General features: G+C 34.0%; 21 protein-coding genes and 3 pseudogenes. 13 read left to right on the forward strand and 11 right to left on the reverse strand.

Features of this window, described 5'->3' with window-relative positions; genetic code table 11:
- Positions 1-27: 27 nt before the first annotated feature.
- Positions 28-732, forward strand: a pseudogene (locus Bandiella_RS07175) (IS6 family transposase).
- 231 nt (positions 733-963) lie between these two features.
- Positions 964-2,061, forward strand: a complete 1,098-nt coding sequence (locus Bandiella_RS07180) for an ATP--guanido phosphotransferase (protein ID WP_323733443.1) — start codon at positions 964-966, stop codon at positions 2,059-2,061.
- Positions 2,062-2,155: 94 nt separating this feature from the next.
- On the opposite strand, the gene Bandiella_RS07185 is transcribed toward Bandiella_RS07180, so the two are convergent.
- On the reverse strand, positions 2,156-2,455 hold the full coding sequence (locus tag Bandiella_RS07185; protein ID WP_323733480.1) for a transposase: 300 nt from the start codon (positions 2,453-2,455) through the stop codon (positions 2,156-2,158).
- Between Bandiella_RS07185 and Bandiella_RS07190 the strand changes: the two genes are divergently transcribed.
- A protein-coding gene (locus Bandiella_RS07190) for an IS5 family transposase (protein ID WP_323732627.1) occupies positions 2,403-3,166 on the forward strand; the annotation gives its coding sequence in 2 pieces (ribosomal slippage) (positions 2,403-2,775 and positions 2,775-3,166; 765 coding nt in all). The two genes, Bandiella_RS07185 and Bandiella_RS07190, sit on opposite strands and share 53 nt — an antisense overlap.
- A gap of 183 nt (positions 3,167-3,349) precedes the next feature.
- On the opposite strand, the gene Bandiella_RS07195 is transcribed toward Bandiella_RS07190, so the two are convergent.
- Positions 3,350-3,934, reverse strand: coding sequence for an IS6 family transposase (locus Bandiella_RS07195; RefSeq protein ID WP_323733405.1), 585 nt, complete (start codon positions 3,932-3,934; stop codon positions 3,350-3,352).
- A gap of 478 nt (positions 3,935-4,412) precedes the next feature.
- Here Bandiella_RS07195 and Bandiella_RS07200 point away from each other — a divergent pair, with 478 nt between their 5' ends.
- Both Bandiella_RS07200 and Bandiella_RS07205 read left to right on the forward strand, forming a co-directional pair.
- On the forward strand, positions 4,413-5,801 hold the full coding sequence (locus Bandiella_RS07200; protein ID WP_236870549.1) for a hypothetical protein: 1,389 nt from the start codon (positions 4,413-4,415) through the stop codon (positions 5,799-5,801).
- 88 nt (positions 5,802-5,889) lie between these two features.
- Positions 5,890-6,594: pseudogene (locus Bandiella_RS07205) on the forward strand (IS6 family transposase).
- A 204-nt stretch (positions 6,595-6,798) separates the two neighbouring features.
- Here Bandiella_RS07205 and ltrA (Bandiella_RS07210) read toward each other — a convergent pair.
- Complete coding sequence (ltrA, locus tag Bandiella_RS07210; RefSeq protein ID WP_323732406.1) at positions 6,799-8,205, reverse strand: group II intron reverse transcriptase/maturase; 1,407 nt, start codon at positions 8,203-8,205, stop codon at positions 6,799-6,801.
- Between the two features lie 413 nt (positions 8,206-8,618).
- Here ltrA (Bandiella_RS07210) and Bandiella_RS07215 point away from each other — a divergent pair, with 413 nt between their 5' ends.
- A complete protein-coding gene (locus tag Bandiella_RS07215; RefSeq protein WP_323733444.1) occupies positions 8,619-8,915 on the forward strand; it encodes a recombinase family protein in 297 nt (98 codons plus the stop codon).
- Between the two features lie 150 nt (positions 8,916-9,065).
- On the opposite strand, the gene Bandiella_RS07220 is transcribed toward Bandiella_RS07215, so the two are convergent.
- The 4 genes from Bandiella_RS07220 to Bandiella_RS07235 form a co-directional block, all read right to left on the reverse strand.
- A complete protein-coding gene (locus tag Bandiella_RS07220) occupies positions 9,066-9,980 on the reverse strand; it encodes an Rpn family recombination-promoting nuclease/putative transposase (protein WP_323732729.1) in 915 nt (304 codons plus the stop codon).
- A gap of 69 nt (positions 9,981-10,049) precedes the next feature.
- Positions 10,050-10,235, reverse strand: a complete 186-nt coding sequence (traT, locus tag Bandiella_RS07225) for a complement resistance protein TraT (protein WP_323733445.1) — start codon at positions 10,233-10,235, stop codon at positions 10,050-10,052.
- Between the two features lie 5 nt (positions 10,236-10,240).
- The gene (locus Bandiella_RS07230) at positions 10,241-10,564 is read right to left on the reverse strand and encodes a nucleotidyltransferase family protein (RefSeq protein WP_323733446.1); all 324 of its coding nucleotides are present in this window, start codon (positions 10,562-10,564) and stop codon (positions 10,241-10,243) included.
- A 69-nt stretch (positions 10,565-10,633) separates the two neighbouring features.
- A complete protein-coding gene (locus Bandiella_RS07235) occupies positions 10,634-11,014 on the reverse strand; it encodes an HI0074 family nucleotidyltransferase substrate-binding subunit (protein ID WP_323733447.1) in 381 nt (126 codons plus the stop codon).
- 301 nt (positions 11,015-11,315) lie between these two features.
- Here Bandiella_RS07235 and Bandiella_RS07240 point away from each other — a divergent pair, with 301 nt between their 5' ends.
- Complete coding sequence (locus Bandiella_RS07240; protein ID WP_323733481.1) at positions 11,316-11,474, forward strand: transposase; 159 nt, start codon at positions 11,316-11,318, stop codon at positions 11,472-11,474.
- A gap of 200 nt (positions 11,475-11,674) precedes the next feature.
- On the opposite strand, the gene Bandiella_RS07245 is transcribed toward Bandiella_RS07240, so the two are convergent.
- The 3 genes from Bandiella_RS07245 to Bandiella_RS07255 all read right to left on the reverse strand — a co-directional run bounded on the left by Bandiella_RS07245 (position 11,675) and on the right by Bandiella_RS07255 (position 12,953).
- Positions 11,675-11,803 (reverse strand): hypothetical protein, encoded by a 129-nt coding sequence (locus tag Bandiella_RS07245; protein ID WP_323733448.1) that lies wholly within the window; start codon positions 11,801-11,803, stop codon positions 11,675-11,677.
- A 45-nt stretch (positions 11,804-11,848) separates the two neighbouring features.
- Positions 11,849-12,436 (reverse strand): hypothetical protein, encoded by a 588-nt coding sequence (locus tag Bandiella_RS07250; RefSeq protein ID WP_323733449.1) that lies wholly within the window; start codon positions 12,434-12,436, stop codon positions 11,849-11,851.
- A 268-nt stretch (positions 12,437-12,704) separates the two neighbouring features.
- Positions 12,705-12,953 carry a hypothetical protein gene (locus Bandiella_RS07255; RefSeq protein ID WP_323733450.1) on the reverse strand — a complete coding sequence of 83 codons (249 nt, stop codon included), beginning with the start codon at positions 12,951-12,953 and terminating at the stop codon, positions 12,705-12,707.
- Between the two features lie 533 nt (positions 12,954-13,486).
- Here Bandiella_RS07255 and ltrA (Bandiella_RS07260) point away from each other — a divergent pair.
- Positions 13,487-14,893, forward strand: a complete 1,407-nt coding sequence (ltrA, locus tag Bandiella_RS07260; protein WP_323732406.1) for a group II intron reverse transcriptase/maturase — start codon at positions 13,487-13,489, stop codon at positions 14,891-14,893.
- A gap of 334 nt (positions 14,894-15,227) precedes the next feature.
- Here ltrA (Bandiella_RS07260) and Bandiella_RS07265 read toward each other — a convergent pair.
- Positions 15,228-15,491 (reverse strand): annotated as a pseudogene (locus Bandiella_RS07265) (transposase); the annotation flags it as partial.
- Positions 15,492-16,072: 581 nt separating this feature from the next.
- Here Bandiella_RS07265 and Bandiella_RS07270 point away from each other — a divergent pair.
- The 5 genes from Bandiella_RS07270 to sohB are packed head-to-tail and all read left to right on the forward strand — an operon-like array spanning position 16,073 to position 18,457.
- Positions 16,073-16,351: an HU family DNA-binding protein gene (locus Bandiella_RS07270; RefSeq protein WP_323733451.1), complete on the forward strand. Its 279-nt coding sequence runs from the start codon at positions 16,073-16,075 to the stop codon at positions 16,349-16,351.
- Positions 16,352-16,366: 15 nt separating this feature from the next.
- Positions 16,367-16,672: a hypothetical protein gene (locus tag Bandiella_RS07275; protein WP_323733452.1), complete on the forward strand. Its 306-nt coding sequence runs from the start codon at positions 16,367-16,369 to the stop codon at positions 16,670-16,672.
- Positions 16,656-17,159 carry a peroxiredoxin gene (locus tag Bandiella_RS07280; protein ID WP_323733453.1) on the forward strand — a complete coding sequence of 168 codons (504 nt, stop codon included), beginning with the start codon at positions 16,656-16,658 and terminating at the stop codon, positions 17,157-17,159. Before Bandiella_RS07275 ends, Bandiella_RS07280 begins: the two co-directional genes overlap by 17 nt.
- Before the next feature lie 47 nt (positions 17,160-17,206).
- Positions 17,207-17,440, forward strand: a complete 234-nt coding sequence (locus Bandiella_RS07285; protein ID WP_323733454.1) for a CDGSH iron-sulfur domain-containing protein — start codon at positions 17,207-17,209, stop codon at positions 17,438-17,440.
- Positions 17,441-17,458: 18 nt separating this feature from the next.
- Positions 17,459-18,457, forward strand: coding sequence for a protease SohB (sohB, locus tag Bandiella_RS07290; RefSeq protein ID WP_323733455.1), 999 nt, complete (start codon positions 17,459-17,461; stop codon positions 18,455-18,457).
- Positions 18,458-18,479: the final 22 nt, after the last annotated feature.

Consider the following 18,479-nt stretch of genomic DNA (forward strand, 5'->3'; position numbering starts at 1 on the left):
TTCTGAAAGAAATAGTTGCTGGTAATAATGTTTAAAGTAGAATCAAAAATAATGAAATATTTCAAGAATCACGAATATGGTCCAGAAATAATAATGGTATCTCTGTACATGAAGGGAAGATAGTCATTAAGCTATAAAGAGATAGAAGAAATAGATGGATTAAGGGGTCTGAACATAGATCACACTACTCTGCAAAGATGGGTGATAAACTTTATGCCAACACTTGAAGGAAGATTTAGAAAAAGAAAAAAGCCAGTCAATGGTAGTTGGAGAATGGACGAGACTTATATCAAGGTTAAAGGTAGATGGGTCTATTTGTATAGAGCATTTGATAAATGCGGAGATACTATAGATTTTATGCTAAGAGCAAAAAGAGATAAAAGAGCTGCTAAAGCGTTTTTCAAGAAAGCAATCAAATCTAGTGGCCAACCTACAAAGGTTAATATAGATAAAAGCGGCTCTAATACTGCTGCTTTAAATTCAATCAATAAGCCATTATCTAAAGAAGACCAAATAGAAATTAGGCATAACAAATATCTAAACAACAGGATAGAAGAAGATCATAGATTTATTAAGAAACGAACTAACACGATGCTTGGCTTAAAATCCTTCAGAAGTGCCGCCAAAACCATTGCAGGAATAGAGCTCTTGCATATGATTAAAAAAAGACAACTTGCTAATAACAATAATTATAATTCTGTCTTTGATAAATTTCTTTCACTAGCTGCTTAATGGAATAATATATAAATTATTTGAAAACTTTTACTCCTTTTTTACAGATCCGACAGAGCCATTTAAAATGCTGCTTAACAATAGGAAACAAATTTCTAAAATTTTGTCTGGACTTTTCAGTCCACTACCATACATAGATGCTGTATTTATGCAACAAATTTCATATTTTTCATGACAAGAGCAAAAAATAGTTATATTATTATATAATTGGAAAAATATAATTAAGTAATTATGCGAGTTATTAGATTAATCAATAAAAGTTCACTATCAATCTTAATAACGCTATCTATTTACATTAACTCAGTTGCCGCACCACTCTGCAATTACCATTACAATAAGCTTAGTGAAGATCTAAAAATCCAGATAAATAAGAAATTAACTTTTTTTGGAGATACATTAGATCATACGTTAAAGTCAGGAGAAGAGAATAAGGATTCCAGTATAGGCTGTTATGCAGGTGATGCTACATCTTATTACACCTATAAAGAAGTCTTTTATCCTACGATAAAAGACTATCATGGCATTTTACCTAACGAAGATACTGATCATAAATTACATAAAATTAAGATCTCAGATTACAACACTCTACTAGATAATGTAATTTCTATAAGATTTAGAGTCGCACGTAATTTAAAAGAGTTCCCATTCCCCTCAGCTATGAAGAGACTCCAAAGATTTGAGGTAGAGAAGAAAATTTTATCAGCTATACAAAAGCTGCCTAAAGAGTATAGGGGTGTTTACAATAGACTAAGCTCATTAACTAAAGAAAAGTATAATTCTTTGCTAAATAACCATCTTGTATTTGGAAGCAATGATAAATATTTAGAATCGGCTGGTATACTCAATAATTGGCCTGAAGCTAGGGGCGCTTATATTAGCGATGATAAAAATTTTATGGTATGGGTGAATGAAGAAGATCATATGAGAATTATTTATCTTACTGATGGAAAAGATATAATTGGCTCTTATAATAAATTTGTTGATGCCCTCTCAATATTGGAAAAAGAATTAGAATTTGCATGGGACAAAAAACTAGGCTATTTAAATAGTTGTCCAACAAATATAGGAACGGCACTAAGGCTAAGTGTTCATATAAAGCTGGATAATTTGGATATAGAAGAAATCAAATCTATTGCAAAAGAGTTTAATCTATCGGTTAGAGGTACTTATGGTGAGAATAGTGGTATAATAAATAACACTTATGATATATCTAATTCTCAGAGATTAGGAATCACTCCTGAAAAAATTATACACGATTTAGTTAACGGCATTAGTAAGCTGAATTTAAAAAATAAAGTACAAAACGGGACCGTCAAGTTAAAAAGATAAGGAAGTGTAATGGGCTCTGTTGCATCTGCAACTGAGAGTTAAATTACACAATTTTCTCTCCAATGACATTCTCCTCGGAGCCAGCTCCGAGGTATCAAAACAGATTCAACTGACCCGAATGTATTTGTTTATACCCAGAAATACCTTGGTTTTTGACATAATTTCGTAACTTCTCTTCATCTCCGTGTTTTCCTACGGTACTAACAAAATATCCTTTAGTCCAAAATTCTGTTCTCCATAATTCCTTTTTTAAACCTGGAAATTTTTCAAACTCTTTTCTAGATAGTGTCGTCATGAGATTTGTGATATAATATGAAAGAAAAGATAAATCAGGAGTAAAAATGGATTTAGGGCTACATAGGCATGATATAACAGATAATATGTGGGATTTGATAAAGGATCATTTACCAGGAAGGGAAGGTACGTGGGGAGGTTTGGCACATAATAACAGAAGATTCATTAACGCAGTATTTTGGATATTAAGAACAGGTTCTCCCTGGAGAGATTTGCCTTCAGAATATGGAGGATGGAAAAATACACATAAAAGATTTTGCAGATGGAGAGACAAAAGGATATGGGAGGCTTTATTGGAGATATTTGTGAAAGAACCTGATATGGAATGGTTAATGATAGACGCAAGTCATAGTAAAGTGCATCCACATGCTTCAGGTGCAAAAGGCGGCAATCAAGATATGAGTCGTACAAAAGGGGGCTCAATACAAAGATTCACCTTGCCTTGGATTCACATGGTATGCCACTCAAAGTTATTATCACAAAAGGCTCAGAAGCTGATTGCAAGCAGGCTGTTAATCTTATTGAAGAGATGAAAGCTGAGTACTTACTAGCCGACAGAGGGTACGATGCTAATTACATAATTGACCATGCCCAAGAATTGGGCATGAGAGTTGTTATTCCTCCTAAAAAGAACAGAATCACCCAGAGAAAATACGATAAAGATTTATACAAAATAAGGCATATTGTAGAAAACACCTTTCTTCATCTTAAAAGATGGAGGGGAATTGCAACCAGATATGCTAAAAATTCAGCTTCTTTCCTTGCCGCAATTCAGATTAGATGCTTATCTCTTTGGCTTAAAATCTCATGACGACATTATCTAGCTGTTATACTTTTTATCGTTTGTACAATTTTCTTTGGACTGTACATTGGGCACCGTCAAGTTAAAAAAGTTGAGGTGCAAAAGGTATTGAGAGAAGAGGGAAAAATAGTAAATTGGAGGGCACCGTCAAGTTAATGGAGGTAAGGGCGTGACAGAGCATCTTTTTGAAAATTATGCAGCAGCTATGGATTGAGCGGCGTGATCCCAAATAGATTTAGCTTCGAAAAACATTTCTTTTTGCTTGCTAGAACTGTTAATATACCTGCCCACATCTACTGAAAATATGTTCCTTATTTTTCCCATCAAAGAAAGAGTTTGCTGTACCCCAGAAGGAGATTTGAATTTTATTAGGCATTTCTCTTTCCTGCGTGTTGGTTGGTGTGCATTTTCAACCCTATTATTTAATCCTTTATGGCGCCTATGCTCTGTTTTAGGGCACATTTCTTTTATAGGTTTGGTATAGCTTTTTAATTTATCTGTCACGATTACTCTGGGTACTGGATTTGATTGTAATAATCTTGATAAAAACCTTATCGCAGACTTTTTATTACGTCTGGTCTGTAGGAAGACATCTATCTCATATCCATCTTCATCTACAGCTCTCCACAAAATAAAATATTTACCGTTAATTTTAATGCTCATCTCATCCAAATGCCATTTATCCTTTACTTTCCTCTGCTTCTTCTTGATTATATCTAAAAACCTTTTTCCAAATTTAATACACCATGCTCTTATCGTTTCATGGCTTACTTCTATACCCCTTTATAACAACTCTTCTGCTACGTCTCTATAACTCAAATTAAATCTGTGGTACAACCAAACTGCATGTCCTATTATCACCATTGGATATCTGTATCTGCTCGCTCTTTCTTCCATTGTTTTTCTATTATTTTTTATTTTGCTCCAATTTACTATTTTTTCCCTCTTCTCTCAATACCTTTTGCACCTCAACTTTTTTAACTTGACGGTGCCAATCAAACTGCATTTTTAGAATTGCAAACTTTAAAAAATTCCTCTTGTGCGTAAGGTGAGCCCCTAATGAGGTTTAGAATGAAATTTTGTAGGCTTTGTTCGAATTAGACCTTGAATTTTCACCTTTTTTCATATAAAATATGGAGCGAAATTGCAACCAGATATGCTAAAATTAAGCTTCTTTCATTGCCGTAATTCAGATTAAATGTTTATTTTTTGGCTTATGCCTACACTATCTAACAATCCCGTATAAAAAGATAAAATGAACCAGTTATTTATAAAAAACTTCTCCTTGGATTCTTTACAAAAATCGAAATTATTAGTTGGTGGTTTTATTTTTTTTTTGATAATCTCTGCATATACCATTGCTCAGGAATTAAAATACTCTGTGTTTGCAATGATAATTGGCATAGAATATATACCTATTGCAAAAATAATGACATTTGTCATTTTACTCCCTGCAATATTGTTGGATGCGTGGTTAGTTGATAGATTCAAACGCCATCAATTATTAATGGCATATACATTTTTTTTTGGGGTATGCGGGCTGATTTTTTCTTTTTTTTTAACGCATAACGTAATTGGAATTGAAAACACACAGGTTAGTAAATACAGGCTATTTGGGTGGCTATTTCTGATATACCAAGAAGGATACGCTCCTTTTTTACTCGGTATATTTTGGTCTTTTATGAACTCAATTAATTCTCCTGCTGATGCAGCAAAGACATATGGCTTTACTGTAAGTTGCTCAAAAATAGGGGGGCTGTTAGTTGCGTTTAGTGCCTACTTTTTTCTTACTAATAATGCTGAAATAGTTTCATATATAAAACCTAATACTAAAATTACTCTATTGCTTATACTAGCATCTTTAGCACTATTATTAGTTCCAATATTTCTAAATGCTATGATGAAAAAGTTAGATAGTAAAGTTTTTACAGGCTTTAACACTAATATTAAAAAAGAAAAGGTAAAAAAAACAGGCATATGGATTGGTTTCCAGCTATTGTTAAAAAATCGATATGTTTTTGGTATCTTTCTTATGATTTTTCTAGGAGATACATTGGTAGAAGTTATTAATTATCAAAGACTATTAACAATTATAAAAGATTCAACCTCTGGGAACTCTATTCCTAATCTAGCTAACATGGCTGCTAAAATGTATTTGCAAATATCTTATATGCATGCGTTAGGTCTAATAATATCTTTTTTTTTAACTAATAGTATAATGCGGTTTATAGGTACTAGATTTTCTGTGTTTATTACTCCTGTTCTCGCTAGTTTTTTTTTACTTACTTATTTTATTACTGGCTTTGATTTTCTTTTTGCATGGTTGTATATAATCTTGAAGGCTATGACATATACCATTAATACACCAATAAGAGAAAGTCTTTATATTGTTACTAGCAAGGATATTCAATTCAAAGCAAAATTTACCGTTGATGCAATGAGCTTGAAGCTTGCTAGAAGCAGCGGACATTTATTTAATCATTTCAATACTACTACTATTTCAAATCTATATGGTGCTACAGGCAATGCATTAGCTAGCAATATTTTCTTTTCAAGCTTGCTCGTTACATGGTTAGTATCCACTTATTTTGTAAGCAGTATATACCATAAGGCAATAAAGGAGAATAAAGTTATTAGTGGATAAAAGGCATGGCTTTAGATTTTGGTTCTGTCGCATTTGTTGAAAGGGATAAGAATCTTTGATATTCTGAAAGAAATAGTTGCTGGTAATAATGTTTAAAGTAGAATCAAAAATAATGAAATATTTCAAGAATCACGAATATGGTCCAGAAATAATAATGGTATCTCTGTACATGAAGGGAAGATAGTCATTAAGCTATAAAGAGATAGAAGAAATAGATGGATTAAGGGGTCTGAACATAGATCACACTACTCTGCAAAGATGGGTGATAAACTTTATGCCAACACTTGAAGGAAGATTTAGAAAAAGAAAAAAGCCAGTCAATGGTAGTTGGAGAATGGACGAGACTTATATCAAGGTTAAAGGTAGATGGGTCTATTTGTATAGAGCATTTGATAAATGCGGAGATACTATAGATTTTATGCTAAGAGCAAAAAGAGATAAAAGAGCTGCTAAAGCGTTTTTCAAGAAAGCAATCAAATCTAGTGGCCAACCTACAAAGGTTAATATAGATAAAAGCGGCTCTAATACTGCTGCTTTAAATTCAATCAATAAGCCATTATCTAAAGAAGACCAAATAGAAATTAGGCATAACAAATATCTAAACAACAGGATAGAAGAAGATCATAGATTTATTAAGAAACGAACTAACACGATGCTTGGCTTAAAATCCTTCAGAAGTGCCGCCAAAACCATTGCAGGAATAGAGCTCTTGCATATGATTAAAAAAAGACAACTTGCTAATAACAATAATTATAATTCTGTCTTTGATAAATTTCTTTCACTAGCTGCTTAATGGAATAATATATAAATTATTTGAAAACTTTTACTCCTTTTTTACAGATCCGACAGAGCCAGGAATTCCACTTTAAAATTTTCTGCCCATTCTTTTTTATAAGCACTTACTGGTGCACTATTGCATGCCTATTTACACTCCACTGACATCCACTTTTTAGAATGTACAAAATCGAGTAGAGAGATCCATTGCTGAATCTCCCTCTCACACCACCGTACAAGCGATGTCGCATACGGCGGTTTCAGATTTGTGTTTAACAAAAGATGTATACATGGAAAATAGGTTGTTCCTCTCAAAATACTTTAAATTGAGAGCCTGGTGAGCAGCATGAGATAGAGATTTTCTCCACCAACCTTTTCTAGAGCAAGCAAGTGACCAGCTAGATCGCTGAGATACACCATGAGCAGTTAGAAAAGTTTTGATCGAGAATTTTCTTTTACGCTGTTTTATCCTGTAAGAACGAAGACGCCTTCTAATCCAACCGTCCAGATGCCACAGAGGCTTTGGAAAGTCGGAACACTTAAAATAGTGAAACCAGCCTCTCGTAGCTTGATTTAACTCTCTGATTATTGTATCAAATTTAACACCTCTACTTCTTTTGGTGATAAGGCGAACCTTATCTTTGAAGAGAGATATAGATTCTCTAGCAATAATAGCAGAGCCATCTGTTAACAATGTAAATCCAAGGAATTTACGGTCTTGAACAGAGCTAGTAGCACTTTTAGTAAGATTAACTTTAAGTTTGAGCTTACTGTTAAGAAACTTCGTTATAGATGTAAGTACTCTCTGTGCAGCATTCTTAGAAGTAACATAAATGTTACAATCATCAGCGTATCTGACGAAAGAGTGCTTACGTAAATGAAGCTCTCTATCAAGTTCATGAAGCAAGATATTGCTTAGAAGAGGGGAGAGCGGTCCACCCTGTGGGGTCCCTAGGTCTCTCTTGCTCATTAAGCCATTTTGCATCATGCCTGCGTTTAAGAACGATCTAATCAGCTTTAAGAGCTTCTTATCAGAGATAGAGCGTGCAATTAGAGACATTAAAATGTCATGATTGACGTTATCAAAGAAAGCTTCTATGTCCATATCCACCACCCATGATTTACCAGACTTTACAAATTCTTTAGCTTTGGACATAGCGCCTTGCGCAGAACGCTTAGGTCTAAATCCATAGCTATTGTCCGAAAAGTGTGGATCAAACAAAGGTGATAAAACTTGAACTATAGCTTGCTGCACCATTCTATCAATTACTGTAGGTATGCCAAGCAAACGGGTTTTACCATTAGGCTTGGGTATTTGTACTCCTCTAACACAGGAAGGAGTATATTTACCGTTGATAACTGAAGATTGGAGCTCTTGGATAATCTCATCTAAGGACTCTTGTACTTCATTGATAGTTCTTTTATCGATACCAGGTGCACCTTTATTGCGTTTTACTGCTTTAAAGGCACTTTTGAGATTTGCAGTTTTAACTACATCCCCAATTACATCTTTTGCAAGGTCCTGGGGTATTCTAATTGCTGAAGTTACTCTATGCGCCTCATGATCAACAGCTCCAGTACTGCCTTCACTATTTGATCCGTGGATGGTATTGCTATCTTTTGCTACCATATAACTCCAAAATTAAAATTCCAGTACCTAACAAATCTAATTCAGGCCTTCCTCAAGAGAGGTACCGATTCTCTTAAGTACTATGCCTTCTGCTGACTCCTTTTATCCTGTCCTCTACTATTGCTAGCAAAGTAGCTTATACTCAAGCTAGATAAAAGGCCTCCCGGGGTAAGATGCAAGACCTCCATAAGGCTGAACTTGGTTTACCGCTATACACTTCCGCATAGAGGCGGGCTATTCCAGTTAATGCTAGGTTGCCCAGTTATAACGGCCTACTACCAAGTTTCTGTTCGTTTCAGCCTTACTTTGCCGTCAGCTTCCTTCAGCCAACTCCTCACGAAGTTAACCTTGCCTCAGCTAATGGACCGCTCTATCTCAGCCCATAAGGGACTTGAACCCTTTGCTCTTACCTCATGCCCGGCGCACATATATTTGCTTCTTTAGCTGAATTTGAAAGAGATTTAATAAAAATGCGAACAAAATCAGGTCTAGAAGCTGCTTTGGCAAAAGGCAGACAGGGCGGTAGGCCAAAAGGACTCACCAAAAAAGCCCAAGAAAAGGCCTGTGCTGCAGAAACTTTGTACAAAGAAGACAAGTTTTCCACTAGAAAGCTCGCAGCTCATTTAGGAATATCAAGAGCTACTCTTTATTCTTATTTAAAGTTTAGAAACGTTCCTATTGGCCTAGAAAATAACTCATCTAAAAGTTAATTGACGACACCGTCAAGTCAATTTATCTTTCTAGTTATAGTTGCCAGAACAGCTTTAGATATAATTCAACCTATCTGCTTCTGGGCTTTTAATAATTCAAAACTTGACGGTGCCCAGAGCCGCCCCACCCAGACCTTTATTAAGGCTGAGCTAATTCTTCAGGTTATTGATCTCCTCAATACTAAGTCCTGTAGACTGAGATATGATCTCAGCAGAAATATTATGAGATAACATATTTTTTGCTACTTTTTTTATTGCTTCCTCTCTACCTTCCTCTCTGCCCTTTTCGATACCCTTTTCGATACCTTTTTCGATACCCCTAAGCTCAGCTTGTTCTGCAAGGCCCTCAAGATAAGCTTCTCTAGCTTTATTATCTCTAGCAATCTTCTCTGAAGCTTCATAGGCACGTAGCTCATCTTTTGTCCAGTGATGTGCTTCTAGCTCATGGTATGCTTTTGTAATTACCTCGTCACTGTTTTTGATTAATTCACCCATATCATCAGGATCATTTGCATACTTGAAAAAGTAACACCATTTATCTTCAAAGCTCTTTAATTCCTCTATCCTTTTATTAAACTTTTTGAGCTCTATGAATGTAAATGAGAAGTCTTTTAGATCTCTTTCATATGTCTTTTTATCCAATGTGTAATGGACTGATTTATACCCCTTCTTCTTTGGAAACATTTCATATTCTGTTATCGCTAAGAATATTACTTCCTTAAGATGATCATAATTATACCCCTCTTCAGCTTGAGATGAATATGCTTTTGCTGCGTAGTATTGAGCTCTTTTCTCAAATCCACCAACTTTTGCTACCTGCATCTCTACTATGTACTGTGTTCCATCCTCTTCTTCGCATAAAACATCAACTACACTCTGTTTCTTTCCTATAAGTTCAGGATGTTGCATTGGATTGAGTAGTCTTACTTTTGTAATTTCTTTCTTCCCTTCTCTTTCTATTACATCGTTTAAGAAATGCATCAAAATATCCTTGTTCTTTTCAGTTCCAAAGATCTTCTTAAATGCTATGTCATTTCTTGGGTTTAAGTATTTTACTATCGTCATAAGAGCCTACTTATATCATCACAATATTACTAGATACTTCCTTTTTTTGCTACACAAATTAACCAACTATTAGAGTAATCCAGATATTGATCTAACTAGTCCTTTTACCAACTCAGGTTGCGCCTCAGTAAATTTTCCATTTACTTTTTTAGCAACACTTATAATTCTTGTTTGGTATTTTTTCCAATTGGTTTTTTCTTGCCAATCTGATTTTTTATAACCACTTATCCCTTCCAACAGATGCGACAGAGCCATTTTTTTCAGTCCAGTATAAAGTTCTTTATCTCCACTAAATCTTCTTTTATCAATTCTCTAAATTCTTCACTACATATACTTGGATGCAATACATCGACTTTTATCGTTATATCTGACTCTTCTAAATCCCATTTTAAATTCATCATGTCTTCATCTTCCATTCTCTCCTTACAGTATATATCTAAATCTGAATACTTTCTTGCCTTACCCTTCACCCTCGACCCATATGCATAAAATTTATATGGATATTTTTTAAGTACTCTCATTAATATTTCATAATCTTCTTGACCTAACTCTATTTCTTTTTGTGCTTCTCTACTGGAATTCATTATATACATAGCAATCTTAATATTATTCTTTTATACAATAGTTTATTTTATAAATATTACTTCTTTATTCTATTTAACTCTACCCTCTAATTCCTTTACCAGTTTGCTTAATTCTTTTTTAAACTGAGGCATTATTTTCATTATATCTTTTAGTACTAACTCATTATATGTATGCACTGTTAAATTTCTTTTATTTGCAAATTCTATCCATAACTTTACGTCATCTATTATTTTTGCAGCACCTGCTTCTCTTATTACTTGTTTAGGAGTACTTACTTCTAAACCTTCGCTATATAATACTTTCTTCATTATCTTCCATGATAACTCATAGCAATATTCAAAAGACTGTATTATACCTGCTTGTTCTTGTTCTGTCTTATTATTCTTCATAAACTTTGCTAATACACTATCTGCTTTTTTTAATACTTCTAGATTTATATTGTTTACCATTTTAAACTCCTCGTACTTAATTTTGTATCTTATATCATAATGCTATGTTGCTGGAAGCGTAAATATTGAATAGCGCATAGATAAAAAAATGCTAAGCTTTTACCTAAAAAGATATAGGTATCAAATGAATTTTGAAATAATAGTAAGAAAAAAGGCTCTGTGGCATCTGTAAATAAGGAGTAAAATTTTAAATAATTTATATATTATTCCACTAAGCAGCTAGTGAAATATGTATACATTTCTTATTATTTCATCTGTTATATGTCTACCTCTATTATAACTCTTTTATCTCGATTTAGCTATATATGAAGGGAAAGAGTGTAGCAAAGTGATGATGGAGTTTGCGCATCTCAAGAAAAGATACCGAGAACAGCATATGTGGGCCAAGGGTTATTTTGCAGTAACGGTTGGTAATTTTGGTAATTTGAATGAACAGCAAGTGCAAAAATATATAAAATAAAAAGTATAAGAGCAGGAAATACATCACAAACGAGATAATTTTGAGATTTCATCTCATTAATCTGCTTTGCAAGCGTTAATTGAAGCTACCCCCTTGAGCCGGTAGTGATTCACGACACTTTATTCCTTCTTTGTTACTTTTTACTATGAATACTATATTGCCCTTATTCTCATATTCCTGAGAAATTATATCTAAGCTTTTTATATCAAGTGGCAATCTAAATTCTTGCTTATTTCACGAACTTTGTTTTTTGTATAACCACTATACCCCTCATCTATTTCAACTTCAACATCCACTATAAACTCAGTTGAGCCGCACAATTGAGGCATAGGGATTCCAAAAACATATGTTTTTGGAATTTTTAACCATTATCGCTATTTCGAATTTAAACCTTCATTAGTTTTACTTGTTCCAAAAATACGCTCGTATTCTGCTTTTATCTTTTGCTCCCCCTCTTCCATTGATTGTATATATTTAATATCAGTTTCATTTTTCATGCATTCTCGATAAGTAAAATTTGCAGTTTTTAGTAAAGGCTTAAAAAATGGTGAGCTGTAATACTCTTCATTAGGTATTTCTTGCCTTTTGAACTTTGGATTGATCGTTCTTATTAATTGATTTAACAAATATGCTAATATTGTTAACGACTCTACTTCTTTCATGGTTTTCATAGTTTGGCCTAGTTCATAATGCGCAACTCCCTTCTCCATCATATCGCCAAGATTAATATCATCAAAAAAATAATCAAAGCTATCGTCGACTATAGAATGAAAGGAATATCGACCTTTTGCAAAGCATTTATACATAGTGAACTCTTCATCACGTTCTAATAACTTATGTAACTCTCTATTTGATAGAAAAAATGCAGATCCCATTATCTCGTGCCGCATCCATATATATTTTACCTCAAATACTTGATCAAAAAATTGATCTATAAAATTTTCTTGTTCCTGTATATTCATGGCTTATCCCAATACCTCCAATCTTTCCATTCATCGAGTGGTATGTGGGCGTCTGGATGATTTTTAGGTTTGTTGACATCTACATCTCTTTTTGCAATTTCCTCTGTAATCACTCTACCCCCTCTACCAATTACCTTACCTCCACTTGTTATCTTTACGGTTCTGTCGCATCTGTTAATTTTTGAAATAAAAAGTAAAAATTAAGAATTTTTAACTCCCGATTTTCCGCACTTTGAAATTTTCACTTTTCACTTTTTGCACTGAATTTTCACAGATGCGACAGAACCGACAAATCTTCCATAAACTGTAACAACAAGCATTTAAATAAACGTAAAACACCATATCCCTTATAATTAGCAGGAGATTCAATTCCCTTCAGCTCTTGCTCTGCTGCCCCAAAATTAAACAGCTCCTTAAATTTGCGATATTGATGCTCACTACCAACCAATTGATCCAAACATACCATTATTATTTGATGCGCTGATGACATTTTTCTCTTCTTTATTCTGTAATCCACTCCACTATACCTTTCTTTATTCCATCTTGCAACACTCCCATACTAGAAAGCGCCAGGAAAAAGACAAAACCAAGAGTGGTAATTTTGTATGATGTATTTTGTGGTATGTGCGCCGGGCATGAGGTAAGAGCAAAGGGTTCAAGTCCCTTATGGGCTGAGATAGAGCGGTCCATTAGCTGAGGCAAGGTTAACTTCGTGAGGAGTTGGCTGAAGGAAGCTGACGGCAAAGTAAGGCTGAAACGAACAGAAACTTGGTAGTAGGCCGTTATAACTGGGCAACCTAGCATTAACTGGAATAGCCCGCCTCTATGCGGAAGTGTATAGCGGTAAACCAAGTTCAGCCTTATGGAGGTCTTGCATCTTACCCCGGGAGGCCTTTTATCTAGCTTGAGTATAAGCTACTTTGCTAGCAATAGTAGAGGACAGGATAAAAGGAGTCAGCAGAAGGCATAGTACTTAAGAGAATCGGTACCTCTCTTGAGGAAGGCCTGAATTAGATTTGTTAGGTACTGGAATTTTAATTTTGGAGTTATATGGTAGCAAAAGATAGCAATACCATCCACGGATCAAATAGTGAAGGCAGTACTGGAGCTGTTGATCATGAGGCGCATAGAGTAACTTCAGCAATTAGAATACCCCAGGACCTTGCAAAAGATGTAATTGGGGATGTAGTTAAAACTGCAAATCTCAAAAGTGCCTTTAAAGCAGTAAAACGCAATAAAGGTGCACCTGGTATCGATAAAAGAACTATCAATGAAGTACAAGAGTCCTTAGATGAGATTATCCAAGAGCTCCAATCTTCAGTTATCAACGGTAAATATACTCCTTCCTGTGTTAGAGGAGTACAAATACCCAAGCCTAATGGTAAAACCCGTTTGCTTGGCATACCTACAGTAATTGATAGAATGGTGCAGCAAGCTATAGTTCAAGTTTTATCACCTTTGTTTGATCCACACTTTTCGGACAATAGCTATGGATTTAGACCTAAGCGTTCTGCGCAAGGCGCTATGTCCAAAGCTAAAGAATTTGTAAAGTCTGGTAAATCATGGGTGGTGGATATGGACATAGAAGCTTTCTTTGATAACGTCAATCATGACATTTTAATGTCTCTAATTGCACGCTCTATCTCTGATAAGAAGCTCTTAAAGCTGATTAGATCGTTCTTAAACGCAGGCATGATGCAAAATGGCTTAATGAGCAAGAGAGACCTAGGGACCCCACAGGGTGGACCGCTCTCCCCTCTTCTAAGCAATATCTTGCTTCATGAACTTGATAGAGAGCTTCATTTACGTAAGCACTCTTTCGTCAGATACGCTGATGATTGTAACATTTATGTTACTTCTAAGAATGCTGCACAGAGAGTACTTACATCTATAACGAAGTTTCTTAACAGTAAGCTCAAACTTAAAGTTAATCTTACTAAAAGTGCTACTAGCTCTGTTCAAGACCGTAAATTCCTTGGATTTACATTGTTAACAGATGGCTCTGCTATTATTGCTAGAGAATCTATATCTCTCTTCAAAGATAAGGTTCGCCTTATCACCAAAAGAAGTAGAGGTGTTAAATTTGATACAATAATCAGAGAGTTAAATCAAGCTACGAGAGGCTGGTTTCACTATTTTAAGTGTTCCGACTTTCCAAAGCCTCTGTGGCATCTGGACGGTTGGATTAGAAGGCGTCTTCGTTCTTACAGGATAAAACAGCGTAAAAGAAAATTCTCGATCAAAACTTTTCTAACTGCTCATGGTGTATCTCAGCGATCTAGCTGGTCACTTGCTTGCTCTAGAAAAGGTTGGTGGAGAAAATCTCTATCTCATGCTGCTCACCAGGCTCTCAATTTAAAGTATTTTGAGAGGAACAACCTATTTTCCATGTATACATCTTTTGTTAAACACAAATCTGAAACCGCCGTATGCGACATCGCTTGTACGGTGGTGTGAGAGGGAGATTCAGCAATGGATCTCTCTACTCGATTTATTTGTTTGCGATGAATTACAGCTATGACCGAGGAACGAGGGAGGGGCTGTAAGAAGAAAAAAATCAAAAAATAGGATAAATCGTGAGCGTAGCGAAGTACCCTTGCACTTGCGAGGGGCAAAGCCCCATAAGCGCTCACTAAAACAATACGGGAGCTGATTTTGCCTTTTTCGCGTTGATTCTGCCAGACTTCCTGATATATTCGGCCATTCTTTAAATATAAAGTTTAGAGAAAGTGAGGGAGTTATAGATTGTAAGATTTGATTTAGCATAAAAGAAAAATCACGCCAATTAGAATTACGATAATTGCACTTCATATCCCCACGGGGAAAATTTTTCTGCATGATCTATTAGTTTTTGACCAAGAAGACATAAAAATAATTTCGCGTAAAGCCAAGCACGAGAGCTAATATCATCATATTTTGGTAAATGTCCTAAACCTGCTATTGACTTAAATCTTTTAAAAATTAATTCAATTTGCCACCTTAATCTGTACCAATTTAATATCTGATAACTATCCAGCTTTTCTTTTTTTACTGTTGTAAATAAAATAATATGTTTCTCTCAATGAATAACCTTTACCTACATGTATTAAGATTGTTTGCAGTAATTCATTTGCACTTTTAAACTTGGTAACTTCCTTTTCATCACTCTTAACTTATCTAAATTATCGTTCCACCCCTCTGGTAATAATGTAACTAATGTATTCCATTCTTCATTTAATATTTTCATTGTGTAAATTTTTTTGAGTATTCCTATCAATTATTAGCATAAACTTACTTATACATTAATACCTTTAGTTAGTGCTTATGGGGCAAAGCCCCTTAATCAATTGCTTTTTAACGTAAAATGACTTTTGCAATTGAAAGAAATCGTAGATACTTGGTAATTGGTCTTTTTACTCGATTACAAGAATTAGTGAACAAGGAAATATTGAATTTATAGAAACAATATTGTATTATTTATAAATCTCATGACGATACTATCTAACTTTTTATTAGTTATAAGTTATTTCTTTAGATAATCAATCATCACAAAGCTGGATTAATTTCAATAATAACTAGCCCTATAGCAACCATTAATGATATAGATATGCGATAATAATTTATAAGATATGTGATAACAATTTATATTTTAAAACTATGAACAAAACTGAATTTATAAAACTACTAGCCAAGAATATGGATACTTCTGCAACTGAAGCAGATAAAGCTTTGAAAAAAGTATTTGAAACAATTGCACAAGCAGTATCACAAGAAGATATACTTGCTTTTGTGGGGTTTGGTACATTTAAAACTACTATTTCCAAAGCTAAGAAAGTAAAAACTCCCCGTGGTACTATGGTAGACATTCCTGAAAAAAGAATTGTAAGATTTTCACCAGGTTCTGAATTAAAAGCAAAAGCTGATACTAAAAAATAATAAATCTTTCTAGGCATGGAACTTGGAACTAAATTATCTTTTATTGAAGAGATCAGAGATGGTATACAGAAACGTTATAACGATTTAAAAAGAGAGGTTAAAAATAATGCTAATATAACAGATGGTAACAAACAAAGAGCCATTAGTTATGCCAAAGGTATGTTTGAAGATGCCAATAAGAATTTTTTAGAAGTAAAGCCCCAAGTAGAGGCTGCAAGTAAAACTGATAGAGTGTCAGAGCAAATAGCTCGACACATGACCTCAATTGCCAAATATAAAGATAAAATATATGAGTTATGTGACTATGAATCAAAAAAATGAACAACTAAAGATAGGAGATAAAGCACCTACCTTTGAATCAGAATCAACTAAAGGAAAAATATCTTTAACAGATTATAAAGATAAATATTTGGTACTATATTTTTACCCAAAAGATGCCACACCAGGATGTACTATTCAAGCTAATGAGTTTGTCGAGCTATATGATAAGTTTCAGGAAATAGACACTGAGGTAATAGGCATATCAAGAGATAGTATGACCTCTCACCATAATTTCTGTAAAAAAGAAAATATTGTATTTCCATTAATATCAGATACTGATGGCAAATTATGTGAGTCCTATAAGGTTCTTCAAGAAAAAGTTAATTTTGGCAAAAGGTATGTTGGCATAGTGAGAAGTACATTCATAGTTGGCAAAGACCAAACTATCCATAAAACTTGGTATGATGTAAAAGCAAGTGGTCACGCTCTTAATGTTCTTTATGCAGTAGAAGCTTTGAAAGAAATGGATGAAATAATGGATGAATAAACTTCCGTTGTTGTTTTATAAAGTTAGCCAAGTCAATAATTAAAAAAATGAAAAGTCCTGCAATCAAAGTAACAGTTAAAAAAGATAAAAGCTATTATTGGTGTAGCTGTGGCTTGAGCAAATCTCAGCCCTTTTGTGATGGCTCGCATAAGGATTATGAAAAGGGTAGGAAGCCTATACATTACATGAGCCCTCAAGATAAATTTATGAGTTTCTGCACTTGTAAGAAAACTGAACATGCGCCAATTTGTGACGGCAACCATGGGCATATTGATAGATAATTTATAAAGGAGAGAAAAGTGTTTTTAGAGCAATATTTAATGTTTTTATTTAAAGCATTAACCATTATGGGCGTTTTATTTGTTATTCTTTTTATATATTCTTACATTAAACTTAAATTGAAAGGGGGTAAAGAAGAGGGGGTGTTAACTATTAAAGACTTGTCTGGTCATTATAATGAGCTAAAACTCCAAATGATAAGAACCCTTCCTTCTAAAAAAGAGGCAAAGCAAGCAATAAAAGATTTGAAAAAAACTACTAAAGAGCAAAAATTAAAAAAAGATAAAGTTGCGTCATATGTTATTAAGTTTAATGGTGACATCAAAGCAAATGCAGTAGAATCATTAAAAGAAGAAATAAACGCTGTGCTTTTAATTGCTAGTCAAAAAGATAAGGTGATATTAGTTTTAGAATCACCTGGTGGAACAGTAAATGGTTATGGTCTAGCATCTTCTGAGTTAAGCAGGATAAAAAAGAAGAGTATTAAATTAATTGTAGCAATTGATAAAGTAGCAGCTAGTGGTGGATATTTAATGGCCTGTATTGCTAACAAGATTATTGCAGCACCATTTGCTATAATTGGCTCTATAGGTGTTTTATCTCAAACACCTAATTTCTATAAATTACTAAAAGATAAAGGTGTAGAATTTGAGCAAATAACTTCAGGTAAATATAAAAGAACAGTTACAATGTTTGGTAAAAATACTGATGAGGACAGAAAGAAATTACAAGAAGAAATTACCCAAGTACATAATCAATTTAAAGATTTAGTCAAAAAAGAGCGTCCAGCTATAGATTTAAATAAAATATCTACTGGCGAATATTGGTTAGCTGAAAAAGCCAAAGAGCTAAAGTTAGTAGACGAGCTTATGACAAGTGATGAATATTTAATGAGCTTGTATGAATCTGGAGAAAATATTTACCAAATAGAATATAAAAAGAAACAAACTTTAAGAGACAAATTATCTATGGTAGCTTATAACTTTAAAAACATAATAAACTCACAGGCATCTTATTAAGTTTGAAAGTGAACAAGGAGAT

Origin of the sequence: Candidatus Bandiella woodruffii (assembly GCF_034359465.1) — a bacterium.
Lineage (GTDB): Bacteria > Pseudomonadota > Alphaproteobacteria > Rickettsiales > Midichloriaceae > NDG2.

Excerpts from the sequence above, each read along its gene's own strand:
- Bandiella_RS07180 (WP_323733443.1), top strand. The coding sequence starts at position 964 with ATGCGAGTTATTAGATTAATCAATAAAAGTTCACTATCAATCTTAATA.
- Bandiella_RS07200 (WP_236870549.1), top strand. The coding sequence starts at position 4,413 with ATGAACCAGTTATTTATAAAAAACTTCTCCTTGGATTCTTTACAAAAA.
- ltrA (WP_323732406.1), bottom strand. The coding sequence starts at position 8,205 with ATGGTAGCAAAAGATAGCAATACCATCCACGGATCAAATAGTGAAGGC.
- Bandiella_RS07215 (WP_323733444.1), top strand. The coding sequence starts at position 8,619 with ATGCCCGGCGCACATATATTTGCTTCTTTAGCTGAATTTGAAAGAGAT.
- Bandiella_RS07220 (WP_323732729.1), bottom strand. The coding sequence starts at position 9,980 with ATGACGATAGTAAAATACTTAAACCCAAGAAATGACATAGCATTTAAG.
- traT (WP_323733445.1), bottom strand. The coding sequence starts at position 10,235 with ATGGCTCTGTCGCATCTGTTGGAAGGGATAAGTGGTTATAAAAAATCA.
- Bandiella_RS07230 (WP_323733446.1), bottom strand. The coding sequence starts at position 10,564 with ATGAATTCCAGTAGAGAAGCACAAAAAGAAATAGAGTTAGGTCAAGAA.
- Bandiella_RS07235 (WP_323733447.1), bottom strand. The coding sequence starts at position 11,014 with ATGGTAAACAATATAAATCTAGAAGTATTAAAAAAAGCAGATAGTGTA.
- Bandiella_RS07245 (WP_323733448.1), bottom strand. The coding sequence starts at position 11,803 with ATGCCTCAATTGTGCGGCTCAACTGAGTTTATAGTGGATGTTGAAGTT.
- Bandiella_RS07250 (WP_323733449.1), bottom strand. The coding sequence starts at position 12,436 with ATGAATATACAGGAACAAGAAAATTTTATAGATCAATTTTTTGATCAA.
- ltrA (WP_323732406.1), top strand. The coding sequence starts at position 13,487 with ATGGTAGCAAAAGATAGCAATACCATCCACGGATCAAATAGTGAAGGC.
- Bandiella_RS07270 (WP_323733451.1), top strand. The coding sequence starts at position 16,073 with ATGAACAAAACTGAATTTATAAAACTACTAGCCAAGAATATGGATACT.
- Bandiella_RS07275 (WP_323733452.1), top strand. The coding sequence starts at position 16,367 with ATGGAACTTGGAACTAAATTATCTTTTATTGAAGAGATCAGAGATGGT.
- Bandiella_RS07280 (WP_323733453.1), top strand. The coding sequence starts at position 16,656 with ATGAATCAAAAAAATGAACAACTAAAGATAGGAGATAAAGCACCTACC.
- Bandiella_RS07285 (WP_323733454.1), top strand. The coding sequence starts at position 17,207 with ATGAAAAGTCCTGCAATCAAAGTAACAGTTAAAAAAGATAAAAGCTAT.